The sequence below is a fragment of the Candidatus Manganitrophus morganii genome, from assembly GCA_021651055.1.
GTDB classification, from domain to species: Bacteria; Nitrospirota; Nitrospiria; order SBBL01; family Manganitrophaceae; genus Manganitrophus; species Manganitrophus morganii.
Genome location: JAJHOH010000001.1, coordinates 1,542,663 through 1,557,683 on the forward strand (window position 1 = coordinate 1,542,663; position 15,021 = coordinate 1,557,683).

14 protein-coding genes are annotated in these 15,021 nt (G+C 57.8%); 6 read left to right on the forward strand and 8 right to left on the reverse strand.

The genetic code is table 11. The features are described from left to right. Positions 1-42: 42 nt before the first annotated feature. Positions 43-963 carry a diadenylate cyclase gene (locus MCM46_06860; GenBank protein ID MCG3111532.1) on the reverse strand — a complete coding sequence of 307 codons (921 nt, stop codon included), beginning with the start codon at positions 961-963 and terminating at the stop codon, positions 43-45. Further along, the gene (locus MCM46_06865; protein ID MCG3111533.1) at positions 960-2,348 is read right to left on the reverse strand and encodes a DHH family phosphoesterase; all 1,389 of its coding nucleotides are present in this window, start codon (positions 2,346-2,348) and stop codon (positions 960-962) included. The genes MCM46_06860 and MCM46_06865 overlap by 4 nt, the downstream gene beginning before the upstream one ends. A gap of 206 nt (positions 2,349-2,554) precedes the next feature. On the opposite strand from MCM46_06865, the gene MCM46_06870 reads away from it, so the two are divergent. From MCM46_06870 to MCM46_06880, 3 genes are all read left to right on the forward strand, one after another. After that, positions 2,555-3,247 (forward strand): tetratricopeptide repeat protein, encoded by a 693-nt coding sequence (locus tag MCM46_06870; protein ID MCG3111534.1) that lies wholly within the window; start codon positions 2,555-2,557, stop codon positions 3,245-3,247. Positions 3,248-3,250: 3 nt separating this feature from the next. After that, on the forward strand, positions 3,251-4,681 hold the full coding sequence (locus tag MCM46_06875; GenBank protein ID MCG3111535.1) for a hypothetical protein: 1,431 nt from the start codon (positions 3,251-3,253) through the stop codon (positions 4,679-4,681). Positions 4,682-4,893: 212 nt separating this feature from the next. Further along, the gene (locus tag MCM46_06880; GenBank protein MCG3111536.1) at positions 4,894-5,277 is read left to right on the forward strand and encodes a response regulator; all 384 of its coding nucleotides are present in this window, start codon (positions 4,894-4,896) and stop codon (positions 5,275-5,277) included. Positions 5,278-5,332: 55 nt separating this feature from the next. Here the strand turns inward: MCM46_06880 and MCM46_06885 are convergent, their stop codons facing one another. Next, positions 5,333-5,566, reverse strand: a complete 234-nt coding sequence (locus tag MCM46_06885) for a hypothetical protein (GenBank protein MCG3111537.1) — start codon at positions 5,564-5,566, stop codon at positions 5,333-5,335. A gap of 412 nt (positions 5,567-5,978) precedes the next feature. Here MCM46_06885 and MCM46_06890 point away from each other — a divergent pair, with 412 nt between their 5' ends. After that, positions 5,979-6,443, forward strand: a complete 465-nt coding sequence (locus MCM46_06890) for a hypothetical protein (protein ID MCG3111538.1) — start codon at positions 5,979-5,981, stop codon at positions 6,441-6,443. A 532-nt stretch (positions 6,444-6,975) separates the two neighbouring features. Further along, positions 6,976-7,293: an RNA-binding protein gene (locus MCM46_06895; protein MCG3111539.1), complete on the forward strand. Its 318-nt coding sequence runs from the start codon at positions 6,976-6,978 to the stop codon at positions 7,291-7,293. Positions 7,294-7,370: 77 nt separating this feature from the next. On the opposite strand, the gene MCM46_06900 is transcribed toward MCM46_06895, so the two are convergent. Genes MCM46_06900 through MCM46_06910 form a run of 3 tightly spaced genes read right to left on the reverse strand, consistent with a single transcriptional unit; the run spans position 7,371 to position 11,124 of the window. Continuing rightward, on the reverse strand, positions 7,371-9,236 hold the full coding sequence (locus MCM46_06900) for a universal stress protein (protein MCG3111540.1): 1,866 nt from the start codon (positions 9,234-9,236) through the stop codon (positions 7,371-7,373). Positions 9,237-9,277: 41 nt separating this feature from the next. Beyond that, positions 9,278-10,111: an ABC transporter permease subunit gene (locus MCM46_06905; protein ID MCG3111541.1), complete on the reverse strand. Its 834-nt coding sequence runs from the start codon at positions 10,109-10,111 to the stop codon at positions 9,278-9,280. Next, positions 10,108-11,124 (reverse strand): substrate-binding domain-containing protein, encoded by a 1,017-nt coding sequence (locus MCM46_06910; GenBank protein ID MCG3111542.1) that lies wholly within the window; start codon positions 11,122-11,124, stop codon positions 10,108-10,110. Before MCM46_06910 ends, MCM46_06905 begins: the two co-directional genes overlap by 4 nt. Before the next feature lie 329 nt (positions 11,125-11,453). On the opposite strand from MCM46_06910, the gene msrA reads away from it, so the two are divergent. Then, the gene (gene msrA / locus MCM46_06915) at positions 11,454-12,005 is read left to right on the forward strand and encodes a peptide-methionine (S)-S-oxide reductase MsrA (GenBank protein ID MCG3111543.1); all 552 of its coding nucleotides are present in this window, start codon (positions 11,454-11,456) and stop codon (positions 12,003-12,005) included. Between the two features lie 3 nt (positions 12,006-12,008). Here the strand turns inward: msrA and MCM46_06920 are convergent, their stop codons facing one another. Together MCM46_06920 and MCM46_06925 are read right to left on the reverse strand one after the other, a co-directional pair. Beyond that, positions 12,009-13,454, reverse strand: coding sequence for a DUF4340 domain-containing protein (locus MCM46_06920; GenBank protein ID MCG3111544.1), 1,446 nt, complete (start codon positions 13,452-13,454; stop codon positions 12,009-12,011). After that, complete coding sequence (locus tag MCM46_06925) at positions 13,451-15,004, reverse strand: GldG family protein (GenBank protein MCG3111545.1); 1,554 nt, start codon at positions 15,002-15,004, stop codon at positions 13,451-13,453. The genes MCM46_06920 and MCM46_06925 overlap by 4 nt, the downstream gene beginning before the upstream one ends. Positions 15,005-15,021: the final 17 nt, after the last annotated feature.

The following is a 15,021-nucleotide window of genomic DNA, read 5'->3' on the forward strand; positions in this document are numbered from 1 at the left end:
TAATCTGGATGAGTCCCTTTCAGGATTCCCTCATCTGCGACCTCAGGCGCTCCCACGGTCTCGATGCACCGCCTTTTCTAACTCCAGGATAATCTCGCCTCCCTTAAAAATGCGGACCGTGCCGGTCGATTCGGAGACCACCACCGCCAGCGCCTGTGTCACCGCTGTGATGCCGGCCGCCGCCAGATGCCGGCTGCCGAGACCCTGCAGGAGTTCCTTCCCTTCGAAGGAGGCGTCCAGATGCCGCCCGGCGGAGAGAATCACCCCGTCTTCCCGGATCACAAACGCGCCGTCGATCGCCGAGAACTCCTTGAGGGTCTCCTTCAGCATCGGATCGATGAGATTCCGCTCCTCTTCGGGATAGCCGTGGAAGGGGTTGATGATCATTTGACGCGAAAGCTGCAAGACACGCTCATGGTCCCCCAGGACAAAGAGGGCTCCAATCATTTTCCCCGCACGGCCCTGATAGGCCAACTCCACCGCCAGGCTGAGGACCGCCTCGAAGACGTCGTACCGGATCTCACTGGAAAGATCGGTCAGGTCGGTCGAGGTCAAGATCTCGAACTCCCTCCCGATGTCGAGGACCACGATGCTGTCGAGAAAGCCGAAGCGGCTGATCCCCGAGAGGCAAACAATCCGATCCCCCACCCGGACCAGCCCGGCGGAGAGACTCATCATTACCCCCAGCTTCATCTGCCCCATCCGGGTCAATTCGATCTGAGGCACCCGGACCACCTTTTCAAAATAACGCTGCGCCCGCTGATAGGCGCGCTCCCCGCGGGCCACCAAAATCAGGTTCAACTCCTTTGAAAGGATCTTCAGCGGCGTATAATCGGTCAACAAGTCGGCATAGAGGAGGAGCGCCTGCGCCCCGACGCCGGCCGCCACGTCCGAGGCGGCCGAGAGGAAAACGTCGTTCATATCGAAGCTCGGCTTTTCTGCCGCGGAGGACTTTTTTTTCATACCGCCACCGCCTCCCGCTGGAGAAGATCGACCAATCGCTCGAAGATCAGGTCCCGAACAAACCGCTCGTCCGCGCGTCCGAAAACCTCCCTGAAACCCTTCAACGGCATCACCGCCTTGGCCATAAACCGATGTCCGCCCGCCCGTCCGTAGGAACCGAACGCCTCTTTCATGAGGCTCCCTGCGTTTCCGCTCTTCCCCATGTTTCTCGCGGAGATGATGAGATTCCCCCCCACGATCCCGGAGAGAACCGACCAGTCGATTCCCTCCACCTGGGTGAAGAAGTCGGCCAACCGCGGAACGATATCCTGGCGGGGAACCTGCCCCAAGTGCGACACCAAAAGGCGATGTTCGATCCGCCACCGCCGGATCGCCTTCTGAACGAAACCGGCCTCCTCTTGAGGGAACTCCGGACGCTCGATCTGCCGGATGAGGCCATGGTTTGCCAACGGATAAAGAAAGGAGAACGCTTCCACATCGCCCGGATGGGTCCCCCGCTCCAGGAAGGCGGTGTCGGTTCCGATTCCATAGAGGAGGGCTGTGGCGAGGCGCTGGCTGATCTTCACATCTTCGGCGCGCAGATACTCGGTCATCACGGTCGAGGTCGCCCCCTGGTTCGACCGGATCTCCCGATAGGCCGCATGGTATCCCTTCTCCTCCGGATGATGGTCGATCACCACGTCGATCCGCGGAAACTTGACCGGGAAGCGGCTCGGCTGGGTGTCGACGAAACAGACCCGATCGTAGCCGGAGAGGCGCTTGGCATCGATCCGGTCGACTTCGATCTCGAGGTGCTTGAGCATCGCCATGTTTTCGGGACGATCGACCACCCCGAACGAGGCGATCGGCGCGGTCAGCTTGTTCCGGCCCAGCAGGGTCCGGAGCGCGAGGGCCGACGCGATGGCATCGGGATCGGGATCATCCTGGACGAGGATCAAGACCCGCTCCGCTTCTCCCAAGATCCGGTGGATCTCCCGGGTCTTCTCGCGGAGCGAGATGGCGCGAAGCTCCCAGAAGAGCGGGGAGGAGAGAAGATCGGTGCAGGAGACCACCTTCAGATCGGGAGAGCCGAGATCGACCACCTCCTTGTTTCTGGACAACAGCAGCGAAGGCCGGACCCCTTCTTTCGAGAGGAGTCTTAAAATCGGGCTGAAAAACTTTGTCTTGGAGAGCGCAATAATCACGCGGTCCTCGCGGCCGATCTTCGCCCGTTGATAAGTCGATTGGGAAGAGAAAGGACCCCGGATCACCGGGATCTTTTTCTTCTCAAGCCAGTCGGCAAGCTCTGGCTCTTGCACAACGAAGAGCCAGGCGCTTCCGGCCTCGCGGTGGCTCTTTAATATTTGATAAAAAAAGGAATCATCGCAAAAAACGATATACCGCATCTTTGTCCGATCTCACGTTAAACCCCTTCATTATCGTACTCTAAATGACAGACCAGATCAATGATCCACTTTCCGATGTAGTCAGTCTATCGTAGGGGCGAGGCGGCGCCTCGCCCCCGACAAAACCGGATCCATCAGGATCTCCGCCCTTTTGACAAACCGATGTTTATTGAATAGGATAGGACATTGACAACTTAGGAGAGTCAATGCTGTCACGGTTTCTTATTTTTTACGTCGTCATGCTTTTCACCGGAAGCCCCCTCCTCGCAATCCTCGTCATCCTCGGCATTTATTTGGCTTTCGACTACCAATTCACCGGGTTTCTCCGCCGGGGGGTTCAGATCTTTCGGTTGGAGTCGGAGATCTCCGGATTGAAGAAAGTGGTGGCGCTGAATCCGCACAACGCCGCCGCCCTGAGCGATCTGGGACGCCTTCTGGTCATGCGCGGCAAAGAGCATCAAGCGCTTCCCTATCTGGAACGCGCTTACGAACGGCTCTCCGACACCGAGGAGACGACCTACTACCTTGGCCTTGCCTTTCTTGTGACCGGTCGCGAGTCCGAAGGGGAGGCGTTGATCCTCAAGGCGCTGGAGAAGAACCCTAAGTTCCGGTACGGCGAGCCGGCGCTCCGCCTCGCGGAGTATTATGGAAAGAAGGGACGGACGGAGGAGGCGCAGACCTTCTTCGATCGCTTTTTTTCGATCCACTCCTCAAGCCCGGAGGGCTACTATAAATTCGGGCAGTTTCAGCTTCAGGTCGGCAACCGGGCCGGGGCCGCCGAGAGCTTCCGAAAGGCAATCGAAATCTTCAAGCTCTCCCCCTCGTTCAAGAAGAGACAAGATCGCCTTTGGGCCTACAAGGCGCGCTTTCACCTACTCACCGCCTCTGGGACCCGTTAACGAATGCGCCCCCTCTCTTCTCGCTGGGCGATTGTCGCGTTGGACCAGGGGAGCAGCCGCTCCCGGGCGGTTCTCTTCGATCTGAAAGGCAAGCCGCTCGCCCGCGCCGAAGCCCCGCTTCGGACCGACATGCCCAAGCCGGGATGGGTCGAGCATGATCCGGAGGAGATGCTGGAGGGCGTTCGAACCGTTCTCCGGAAAGTCCTTCGCGAGACCCGCCGATTGGAAAGGGTGCCGATCGCCCTCGGCATCGCCAACCAGCGTTCCACCTTCGTCTGCTGGGATCGGAAAAGCGGCAAGGCCCTCTCCCCCGCGATCAGCTGGCAAGACCGGCGGGCGGGCGATCAAATCTCCCGCTGGGAGGGCCCCGACTTCGTCGCGAAAACCGGCCTCCCCCTGACCCCTTACTACTCCGCCACCAAACTTGCCTGGCTCCTCGATCGATTTAGAAAAGAGCGGCAATCCACCCGGGAACTCCTCTGCGGAACGGTGAATGCTTTTTTGATCTGGCATCTCACCGAGGGGAAGGTCGATCGGACCGATCCGACCAACGCCGCCCGGATGCTCCTCTACAACCTCGACCGGGGCGATTGGGATGACGGCCTGCTCGACCATTTCGGCATTCCCCGGGCGATCCTTCCCGAGGTGGCTCCGACGCAGTCGGCCTTCGGCGAGGCGGTGATCGACCGGGTTCATCTTCCGATCACCTGCAGCATCGGCGATCAGCAAGCCTCACTCGCCGGGTTGGGGGGGCTCCGAGAAGGGATGGCGAACGTAAACTACGGGACCGGCGGCTTCTTCCTCATCAACACCGGCCCGAAACGGTGCGCCGTCCCCGGACTCCTCACCAGCATCGCCTGGTCAAACGAAAATAAGACAACGTATTTGGTGGAAGGTACGGTAAATGGCATCGGCCCTCTTTTCACCTGGCTGCGCGATCTTGGCATGATTGGGTCGGAATCGGAGATCGACGCCGCCTGCGCCCGATCGAAAGAGCGGATCTTTTTTCTCCCGGCGCTGATCGGCCTCGGGGCTCCTCATTGGGACAATCGGGTTCCCACGAGCATCGTAGGGCTGACCGGCGCGTCTCGCAAGGACGATCTCGTCCGGGGCGCCGTGGAAGGAGTTGCTTTTTTAATGACCGACATCTATCAAACCTTGCGAACGAAGGAGCCGATCCCGATCCGGAAAATCATCGCGAGCGGAGGGGGCTCGCAAATCAAAAGCCTCCTCCAGATCCAATCGGACTTTTTTGGCAAGCCGATCACGGCGACGCACGATCCCGAATCGACGATCCGCGGCGCCGCCGACCGGAGGATTTTTCAATTCTCCCCGCTCAAAGAAACCTTCTCTCCCCGGATCGGGAAAGCCGAGCGGGAGATGCTTTATCGTGGATGGGAGAAGACGCTCGCCCTGATCAAGGGGTGGCGCTGAAGCGCTTTCTCACGTTCGAATCATCACCCTTCAGATGTTGGGGATACGGATCAGGTGGTCTGTAGGTGAATAAAGGGATTGATTACATTTTAAAAAAAGAGTAGAGATGAGCTTGAGCAAAAGCTTGGGTTGTGACTTGCGACCCAAGTCACACTTATTCTCGAGCAGACCTCTTTCAGATAATGCGAGCCCTCACCCAGGGAGAACCGCGCATGCCGAAGCGGATACTCATCGTCGACGATAACGAAGATGCGCGTCAGCTCTTTGCTCAGACGCTGAGTGGAGAAAGTTATGAGGTCACTCTCGCGAACGATGGCGATGAAGCGCTAAGAAAGGTCGGGTGGACACACCCGGATCTGATCCTCCTTGACCTCATGATGCCCGGCGTCGATGGGTTGAGGGTCTGCCGCGCGCTCAAACAAAACCCCGCTTATCGCCCTATTCCTATTCTGATGATCAGCGCCAAATTTGCCGATCCCGCCTCCCGGCAACAAGCCGTCGAAGCCGGCGCAGAAGAAATCCTCATCAAACCGATCGACCCATCCAATCTTCTGGCAAAGATCAAAACCCATCTGAACAAGACCGATCCGGCTTAAAACAGCCTGCCGCGAACGCTTGCGATATGATCCGGATCGGTCATTCGTAGAATTCTCATACGTGTTTTTTCAAAAAACCCGCTTGCTCAATCTTCTCGAAAATATTTCTTCTCACCCCCTCGGGTCCCGCATCAAGATACCTCCAATCCGGGTTGACCCGCCCCGTGATCCGTTCGTCTTCCAATTTCTGAGGCGGTTTCACCGCCGTCAAAATCCACGCCCAGAGAAAGCTGACAAAGACCAGACCGATCATTACCGGAAGTCCGTACTCTAAAACAATCCTGTACATCCTTTTCTCCCTACATTCAGGTTTCTGATTCTCTCCATACGTGAGAGGGCGGAATTTTCGCCACGTTTATGATTACCACTCCCAAGCCATTACCGCATTAAATTCAGATTAATTTTTTGTTAAACGTGAACGCGGCGCCGGGCAAAGTCCGAATCCGGTCACGACTTATGCTGATGAACTTTGGATACGCTCTGTATCCTGAAAGAAACATCCCTCTGCTGCGTCGCGCCCGATCAGATCCTCTCCACACGATTTCCTGCAAATGGCCGGCGTTTTCGTCAACACCCACGAGCAATCTGCGTCGGCACGCCGATTGCTCAGTGGAGGGAGCACGGCGTCAGAGAGGCGCTGTGATGATCATCAAAGGGTGAATATCAAACGTCCACATGGAATGTGAATAGGAGGAAAAAAGATGGCTTCGGTATCCAATATCGTAATGTCGCTCTCGGCCGGGTCCACCGCGAGCACCGCCAACGTGACGGTCACCGGAACGATGACCTTTGAAGCGGGCGAAGTGGGAAAAAGTTTTCGGATGGAGATCGGAATTTTCGGGGAAGACAAATCGGGCGATAAACTCCCGGCCGGGGATCCGGTCGGCGACGACCTGCTCTATCCCTTTCAATGGGGCTTTCTGCTCCCCAAGAAACCGTACAAGCAATTCACTGTCATGACGGCGGGACCGCAAGCCTTCACGGAGACCCGTTCAATCAGCAACGAAAAACTTGACGAGGACCCGGGAAATGTCAAAATAGCCGACGCGGACATCAACACGCCGGTCTATTTTCCTCGACAAGATGAAGTTTATGCAAAAGTCAGCCTCTCGGGTTCACCGGTTTCCGCGCGTTCCTCCACCGTTATCGCCGGTATCGGCGTGTAAAACCGGTGCTTTCGTCCTGCCGGATATCCCTTTGAGGGGCGCCGCAAAAACAGGGCGCCCCTCAAATCCGGTCGCCTGAGCCGAATTTCTGGAAAGAGCATCTCTTCCCGGAAGATCTGGAGAAGGTGACGGCCGCCTGGACAAAAGGGATCTCGTGAAAAAGTTCGTTGAATACCTTCGAGGATCGATCCGGGTCGCCAGCATACCGGGGGTCGGCTCCACATTTATTGTCAGCCTACCGTATGATATCGCTTGATAGAACTCCGTTCAAACCTGATCTCAATGAAAAAAGACCAGAGCACAATTATCTTGACTTCTGCACGGCTCTGCCTTACGCTTCAAGGATAAATCCCTGGGTCAAATCCGATGGTTTCCCCCCCGTACCTTTCCGTCCTTATCCATCGACACCCTGCCTTTAAAGAGGGAATCTCGCCCTGTCCACATCACAAAGAGCAAGAGCCCCTCTTCTCTTTAAAGGAAAAGCACCAAAACCCCATTTTCTTATCACACAACCAGAAGAGAGGAGCGTCGAATGAAAATTTTTGTCGGCAATTTGTCTCGAGACGTTAATGATGCGGACTTACAGAAGGCGTTTGAGGCCTTCGGGAAAGTAGATTCTGCCACGGTCATAAAAGACAAATTCTCGGGAGAGTCGAGGGGGTTTGGGTTCGTGGAAATGTCGTCGGGATCGGAAGCGCAGGCGGCCATCAGCGGAATGAACGGAAAAGAATTGAAGGGAAGAGCGGTCAATGTGAATGAGGCCCGTCCTCGCGAAGAGAGAGGCGGCGGCGGAGGGGGGAGCAGAGACCGCGGCGGAAGACCGGGGGGTGGCGGCGGGCGGCGATTCTAACCCCCTCCCAGCGAAAAATGTTTTCATCAAAGAAGGGCGCACGGATGGGTCGGTGCGCCCTTCGCCGTAAATGGGGCTTAACTCGGCGGACGGATATGTAGGATCAACACGGGTCGGTCGACCTGGGAGAGGACCTGGCTGGTGACGCTGTTGGTCAGGAAGGCCTCTCGGAGATTCCCGATTCGGGTGCCGAGGACCAACAGATCGTAGCTTCCCTCATAGGCCTCTTTCAAGATCGAGCTGACGATCTCCCCCTCCCCGACCTTTGTCTCCACCCGCAGGCCGAGGCTCTCCAAAACCCGAAGAACCCCCTGAAGGTAGAAGGCCCCGCCGTTTTCCTCCCCCTCCGGCGTCACGTGGAAAAGGGTGACGCTGGCGCCGGTGCTCCGGGCAATCCGCCCCACGAAACGAATATCCGACTTTCGGACCTTCTCGCTCGAGATGCAGACGAGGATCTTCTTGAAATCCTGGAAGGGGGTCGGGGTGAGCAGCGTCGGCACCGGCGCGTTCACCGACACGCGGGCGGCAGTCGATCCGAGAAAGCGGCCCGGGGCGTGGCGGCCGCGGGTGCCGAGGACGACCAGGTCATACCGGTTCTGCTCCGTCTCGTTGAGGATTTCCTCGGCGGGATGTCCCCGCCGATACGCCGTCTCCACCTCCTGAAGCTCCTGCTGGGCCGCCTGGCTCGCCTGGGTCAGTCCCTCGCGCGCCTTGGCCTCTTCCAGATAGCGCTCGGCCACCCCCAGAATCGTCAGCCGTCCCTGGGTCTTCTGCGCCAAATAAGAAGCAAAGTGAAGCGCATGCTCCCCATGCTCCGACCCGTCGATCCCTACAAGGATATGCAGTCCCTGATACGGAAGGATATGAAAGGAGGTCACCCCGACGGCAACCTTCTGCCCCGATCCGATCGGGAAGCTCGTTTGCGCCAATCCCATCTGTACCGAAAGAACCGTCGGGTCGGTATCCCCGAAGCCTGCGGTCAGGGAGCGGACGACTCCGGAAACCTGCACCGTCATCCGGTGGAATCCCCCGACAAAGAGAAAATCCCGAATCTCCCCTTCCCCGATAAAGGTGCCGTGAAGCGCCTCCCGGCTCGGCGCAATTTCGATCTGCTCCGGCCGGATCAACACCTGCACCCGCTCTCCTTTTTCCGGCGCCGCGGTCCCCTCCGGAAGAGGGAGGAAAGCCGAGCCGATCTGAATATGCCGTTCCTGCATCACCCCCGTGAAGAAGTTCGCAGAGCCGAGGAATTGCGCCACATACTCCGACTTGGGCCGCTTGTAGATATCGGCCGGAGCGCCGGTGGCAAGGAGCTTTCCCCGATCCATGATCCCGATCCGGTCGCCCAGCTCGAAAGCGTCGGCCTGATCGTGGGTCACCATCACCGTGGTGACCCCCAGCTGCCGGTGGATCTGCTTGAGGCTTTGCCGGAGCTGCGTGCGGGTCTTCAAATCGAGCGCGCCGAACGGCTCGTCGAGCAGAAGCACGCTCGGCTCATAAGCAAGCGCCCGCGCCACCGCGACCCGCTGCTGCTGGCCGCCGGAGAGCTGAGAGGGATAACGATGGCCGAAGCCGGGAAGCCCGATCAGCTCCAGAAGATGATGGATCTTCTTATCCCGCTCCTCGCGGGGAACCCGCCGGAGCTGAAGTCCGAATCCGATGTTCTCGGCGACCGTCATGTGACGGAAGAGGGAGTAGTTCTGGAAGACGAAGCCGACGTTTCTCTCCTGGGGGGTCAGATCGTTCACCACCTTCCCCTGCAGCAGGATCTCCCCCTGATCGGGCGTGACCAGCCCGGCGATCATCCGGAGGATCGTCGTCTTGCCGCTGCCGCTCGCTCCGAGTAAAACAAAGAGCTCTCCTGGGAAGATCTCCAGGGTGGCGTTCTCCACCACCGCCTGCTCGCCGTATAATTTCGAGATATTTTTGAGTGAAATGGACATCGTTTAATGTTCCTCTCGGCGAATGAGACTTTTCCCTCTGATCAGGCCTCCGCCGGCTCTTCTCTCTCTGTCACACGAAGAAGGATAAAGAAGATAACAAACGAAAGCATCGCGAGGACTGCGGCCACGGCATTGGCCGCTTCAATGTTTCCCGCTTCGAATTGGGAGAAAATGTAAAGCGGCGCCGTCTGGGTCCGTAGCCGCAAATTCCCCGAGACCATCACCGTTGCCCCGAATTCCCCGAGGGAATGGGCGAAGGTCAGCAACGTACCGGTAAAGAGCGCCCCGCGGAGCGAAGGGAGAATGACATACCAGAAGGTCTTCAATCGCCCCGCCCCCATTGTGTAGGCGGCCTCTTCATAGGTCACCTCCAGCTCATCCAGCACCGGCTTTACCGCGCCGAGCATATAGGGGAAGGTCACGAAGACATGCGCCAGAAGAATGCCGCCGATTGCGAACATCGGCCGGAAGCCGAGCGGGTCGAGATAACGGCCGACCAGACCGATCGGTCCCCAGAGGAGCAGGAGGGAAGTTCCGACGACGACGGTCGGAATCGCAACCGGCAGGTTGATCAAGATGCCGAGCGGCCGCTTCGCCGGGAAGCGATAGTTTGCGAAAATATAGGCGGTGAGGGTCCCTAAAACCGAGTTCAAGAGACTGGTAATCAGCGCCACGAAGAGGCTTAAGCGAAGGGCAAACTGCGCCCCCTCCCCGGTCAGCGCGGTGATGAACCGGGAGAGTCCGTCGCGGGTGGCGAAAACGAAGATCGCGCCGATCGGCATGATCAGCAGGGGAAACAACACCATGAAGACCATCGCGATCAGAAGCCCCCGCCATGGGAGCCGAACACGCGCAGCTTGCAGCGGATTGATCATGGGCGCACCTCCTCCAGAATGCGTTTTCTCCAGAAGCCCTCAACAATCTCGGCATAGGCCTGCGGCCACCCCCCCAGATCGTCCACGGTGAAGGTGTGGGGGATTTTCGAGAAAGAGGGGTTCTCGGCATCCAGACGGGGATCGGTGATCGACCGGAAGCCATATTCGACAAAGATCCGCTGCGCCTCTTCCGTCCAGAGAAAGTCAAGAAAAGCCTCCACCAGCGGCCGCTCCTCGGGAGAGATGTTCCGATCGATCGCGATGGCGGGATGCTCGGTGTAGATCGTCCACTCCGGAACCACCATCTCATGATTGAATTTTCCGCGGGCGAGGTCCTTCACCGCCTCCTGCTCGTAAGTGATCAGGACGTCGCCGAACCCCATCTCAAACTGGGTGCGGGCGGCGCGCGCCGACGATCCGAGGATGATTACGTTTCTCCAAAGATCGATCATCCCCGCATGAGCGGCGCCGGGGCTTCCCCCCTCCGGGAGGGCAAAGGCGCCATACTCGGCCAGGAGAGCCCAGAGCGCTCCACCCGACGTCTGAGGATCGGGATGAACGATCCCCACCCCCGGTTGTCCGAGCGCCTCAAAACTGGAGAGCCCTTTCGGATTCCCCTGCCGGACGATGAGGATCATGGGGGTGCGGTTGATGATCCCCTGATAGGGAGAGCCGGTCCAATCGTGCTGAATCAATCCCGCCTCCTTGAGCCGATGCGCATCGAGCGTGTGAGAAAAGAGGGCGACATCGGCCGGCGCGCCGAACCGGATCTGATTGGTCACCGTCCCCGAGCCGGCAAAAGAGGTGTAAAAACGGACCTCCTCTCCGGTCTGCTCCCGCCAGCGTTTCTGAAAAACGGGGAGAATTCCGGAGGAGATCACCTCTTCCAAAATACTGAAGCCATAGATGACAAGGGTCGGTGACGACCTCCCCGTCCCATGTGAAAAAATCGGCCAGGTATAGGCGACCAGAAGAAGGAGGCAAGCAGTCACAACCATCTTAGAAAATGTCACGGGATGCGATCCTTATCTTTAATATGTATATGCTGAGTTGCCCGAAGAAGCAGGCGCTGGATGAGGGGACGGACGTCGCTCAATTTTCGCGGGGGCATCGATTATGCGACCATCTTAAGGTTGTGAAACCCTGTGTTCAATTATACAGATTTCGTCAAGAGCGCTTCAAGTCAGGCGAAATAAGGGTGTGGCTCTCTCTACAAAGGGGCTGAGAATGAGCTGTCTTCAATGGTAAATCGCTCCATGACTGTTGTATTTGTTCGAATATGTTATGATCAGACGTCATTGAATCCATCATTGCCGTGCGGTTCACAGGAGGAGGTCTATCGATGAGCAGTGAAACCGAAACAAAAGAAGTCGCCACCTTCGGCGGCGGCTGTTTCTGGTGTTTGGATGCGGTCTTCGCCGATCTAAAGGGGGTCGAGAGCGCCGTCTCCGGCTATGCGGGGGGGACGGTCGACAATCCGACCTACCGCCAGGTCTGCAGCGGAACGACCGGCCATGCCGAGGTATCGCAGGTGACCTTCGATCCGAAGGTCATCACCTTTCGCGAGCTGCTGGAGGTCTTCTTTACGATCCACGATCCAACGACGTTGAATCGCCAAGGGGCCGATGAGGGAACCCAATACCGCTCGGCCGTCTACTATCACACGCCGGAGCAGAAGGCAATCGCCGAACAGGTGATCAATGAGCTCACGGCGAAGGGTGTCTGGGACACGCCGATCGTAACGGAGGTGACCCCTTTTGAAAAATTCTATCGGGCGGAAGATGAACATCAGGACTACTATAAAAATAACCCCGGCCAGGGATATTGTCGGGTGGTGATCGCCCCCAAAGTCGCAAAAGCGCGGAAGCAGTTTCTGGAGAAGTTGAAGCGGTAGGAACTACCCCTTCTTCGGTTCGGTCGAACCGGCCGGCGATGCGGGTGGGGCCGGAGGTGTAACAGGGGCTTCGGAAGGTTTGATCTCATCCCTCGCCTTTTGAGCCCGATCGACCTCTTCTTTCTTCAACAGAACGGGGCCCGGTTGGTTGCTGCTTTGGACGTAGGCGAGGTCTCCTTCGATTCGGCCGAACGAGACCTGGCCAAGCGACTTTCCCTCTTTTCCTTTGAGCTGAACGGACCAATCGGGATTCGAAAGACCGGCCTTCGCCGGCGGGGGCGCCGGCTCCGGAAATCGGTCGACGCGCAGCTCATTCAGCTCAAAGAGCAGACCGTTGATGCCGGTGGAATCGACCTTCTTCGGGGTCTCTCCCTTTTTCATCCACCACTCCCCTTCTTTTCTCTCAAGAAATATCGACTCTCCCCCTTTCTTGATTGAAATCTGTTCAATCAGAAAGGGATCGACCAGATCGACCACCCGCCTGTCCCGATAAGACGACGCCGGCTCTTCCAGAATCTTAAACTCCCGCTCGGAGAGTTTATAAATCGGCGCCGCCGGTGTGGTGACCGCGTAAACCGCATCCGGTTCGAAGGGGGCTTTGTAAAAAACGGCCGGGTGCTCCAGAGCGCCGACAAGGAGAGTGAGCTTCAGGACCGGCTCACCGAGCCCTTTGAGCCAATCCGCTTTCCGCGTGTCGATGAAATCGTCCCCCCGAAGGCTCGAAAGACTGCCGAGCAGATTCGAGATTTCATTGGGGTCCCCCTTGGCCTGAATCTGTTTCTGGTGGCCGCTCCGTTCACGAGGCCATCTGATCTGCCAACCCTCTTCTTCGCGGGTGATCTCTATCTGCTGGCGGGGCGACTCGATTTGAACCCGTTTGACATCGGTGGAAGCAAACCGAAAGAGCTCCTGTCGTCGCCAATCCTTCAGCTCTTTATTCAACGTCTGCTTGATTGAAACCGGGGCGAGATAGACCGGCGTCCCCGCCCCCTTCCGGACATAGACTTCACTGCCGGTCAGGTTTTCACTCCCGACTTCCAAAATCTCGGTATCGACTCGGTTGAGAGTGACGATGACGGTGTAGACCGGCGGATCAAGGCCGAATTCCTTCAGATCTTCCGCCTTCTCCTCGATCATCCGGCTCGCTTGAAGCCGTTCCACTTGGGAGGCAAGAGAAGAAGCGGCGGCCTCATTGGCGATCGCCTCGACCGGGTGGGTGATCCGCCAGGGGTTGTCGGGATCGGCCGGCTCGTGAAGAAAGTCGATCGACTCGCCGTTTCGGGTTTGGATGCTTAGGTTGGTAACGGCGGTTTGAGAAAAACCGTAAAGGCGCTTTTCTTCGATTTCCGCCTCTTGTTTTTTCTTTTCTCCGGGGATTTCGACGAAGTAGAGATACCCACCCAAGGCGATGAGAACGAGCGAGAGGAGAATCGTTGCCTTAAACCTCACAGCCGACGCCTCCTTCGCCACACTGTGAGACCGACCGTTAAGATAGCAAGCGGTAAAATAATCACCGAGCTGTAGAAGTTAAACCGGTGCTGCGCACTGCTCAACAGCAGGGTGCTCGTCTTCGCTTCCTGCGAGCGGATCGAGATGAGATCCTCCTCTTCCGCCAGCCAGCTGACCACGTTCTGGAAGAGGTCGCCGTTGCCGGCAGATCGGACGGCGCTGTTAGTGGCGAAATCGGCATCGCCGATGACGACCAGCCGCATTTTTTTCGACGCATCGATCGCTTTTCCCCCGTCGCCGGTTTCCATCGGGGGAGGCTCCTCCTTGTAGCGGACCACCCCGCCGAAGGTGATCGGGCCGAGCTTGTCGCGGCTCGGATCGATCGCCAGATCCCCCTCCACTTGGGTTGTGAGCCAGGTCCCTTGTCCCGATTTTAGAATCGGCTCGAAGAGGAGTGTTCCTTCCCTGGCGGGATCAAAGTTTACCGACCTTGTCACCGGGTAGAAGGTTCCCAGGTTGAACCGGTCGGTGATCTGGTGCGGCGGGTAAGTGCCGGGGTTGACGATCGGGACCACCCCGCCGAGGCTGGAGGCGGGGTCGAGAATGATATCGTTCGCAAGCAGAACCCCCCACTTCGCAAGGACCGGCTCCAGATCGGTCTTCACCAACGGGTCCACCAGGGCGAAGAGCCGCCCCCCCCGCGAAAGATAGGCGTCGAGCGCCGCCCCTTCCTCCTCCGTATAGGGGCGCTGCGGACCGCCGATGATCACCACCGCCGCATCGTCCGGGACTTTTTTCTCCGAAAGAAGCAACAGCTTTTTGACGGAAAATCCCTGCTTCTCCAGGGACTCTTTTAGAATAGAGAAGCCGTTGCGCTCCGGATCATCGACGGAGTGCTCGCCATGCCCTTCGACGAAGTAGAAGGTCTTCTTCGACTCCCGGCTGATCCGGATGAGCGCTCCCGTGATCTCCTCCTCCGAAATCGTTCGAAGGGTCGCCTTCTGCCCCCCCGACTCGATGACGACCGTATCGTATTCGGTAATCCCGTACTGCTTCGCCAGGGTCGGCTTTTTGTCGGGATCGACCATCTCATATTGGATTTTGTCGGTCTCATACCGGTAGTTCTCGAGAATATCCTTCGCCAGCCGCTTGGCGTTGCTCTGCTCCCCGAAGAAGCCGATCACCTTCACTTCGTTTTTGAGATTTTGAAGGACGCTCACCGTCTGGGGGGAGATCGAGAAGGCGCCGGTTCCGGAGAGGTCGAAGCGAACCTCATGCCGGGCGAGGATGAAGTTGAGGATCACGACGATGGCGATGAAGATCCCCGCCATCAAGAAGCTGTTTACCCCGAACTTCGTCGACCGCCGGGTGGAAAAATCTTTCACCAATTCAAAATGGGTGAAGAGAAAAAAGGAGAGGAAGATCACCGCCGCGCTCTCCAGCACGGTGACCACCCAGACCGGTGTCCCCCAGATCAAGAAATGAAAAAGACCGGCGAAAGCGCAGATGGCCCCCAAAACTCCGGAAACAATGCTTAACGTTCGTCTCATGTTAAAACCTCAAAACA

Excerpts from the sequence above, each read along its gene's own strand:
- MCM46_06860 (MCG3111532.1), bottom strand. The coding sequence starts at position 963 with ATGAAAAAAAAGTCCTCCGCGGCAGAAAAGCCGAGCTTCGATATGAAC.
- MCM46_06865 (MCG3111533.1), bottom strand. The coding sequence starts at position 2,348 with ATGCGGTATATCGTTTTTTGCGATGATTCCTTTTTTTATCAAATATTA.
- MCM46_06885 (MCG3111537.1), bottom strand. The coding sequence starts at position 5,566 with ATGTACAGGATTGTTTTAGAGTACGGACTTCCGGTAATGATCGGTCTG.
- msrA (MCG3111543.1), top strand. The coding sequence starts at position 11,454 with ATGAGCAGTGAAACCGAAACAAAAGAAGTCGCCACCTTCGGCGGCGGC.
- MCM46_06900 (MCG3111540.1), bottom strand. The coding sequence starts at position 9,236 with ATGTCCATTTCACTCAAAAATATCTCGAAATTATACGGCGAGCAGGCG.
- MCM46_06905 (MCG3111541.1), bottom strand. The coding sequence starts at position 10,111 with ATGATCAATCCGCTGCAAGCTGCGCGTGTTCGGCTCCCATGGCGGGGG.
- MCM46_06875 (MCG3111535.1), top strand. The coding sequence starts at position 3,251 with ATGCGCCCCCTCTCTTCTCGCTGGGCGATTGTCGCGTTGGACCAGGGG.
- MCM46_06890 (MCG3111538.1), top strand. The coding sequence starts at position 5,979 with ATGGCTTCGGTATCCAATATCGTAATGTCGCTCTCGGCCGGGTCCACC.
- MCM46_06870 (MCG3111534.1), top strand. The coding sequence starts at position 2,555 with ATGCTGTCACGGTTTCTTATTTTTTACGTCGTCATGCTTTTCACCGGA.
- MCM46_06925 (MCG3111545.1), bottom strand. The coding sequence starts at position 15,004 with ATGAGACGAACGTTAAGCATTGTTTCCGGAGTTTTGGGGGCCATCTGC.
- MCM46_06895 (MCG3111539.1), top strand. The coding sequence starts at position 6,976 with ATGAAAATTTTTGTCGGCAATTTGTCTCGAGACGTTAATGATGCGGAC.
- MCM46_06880 (MCG3111536.1), top strand. The coding sequence starts at position 4,894 with ATGCCGAAGCGGATACTCATCGTCGACGATAACGAAGATGCGCGTCAG.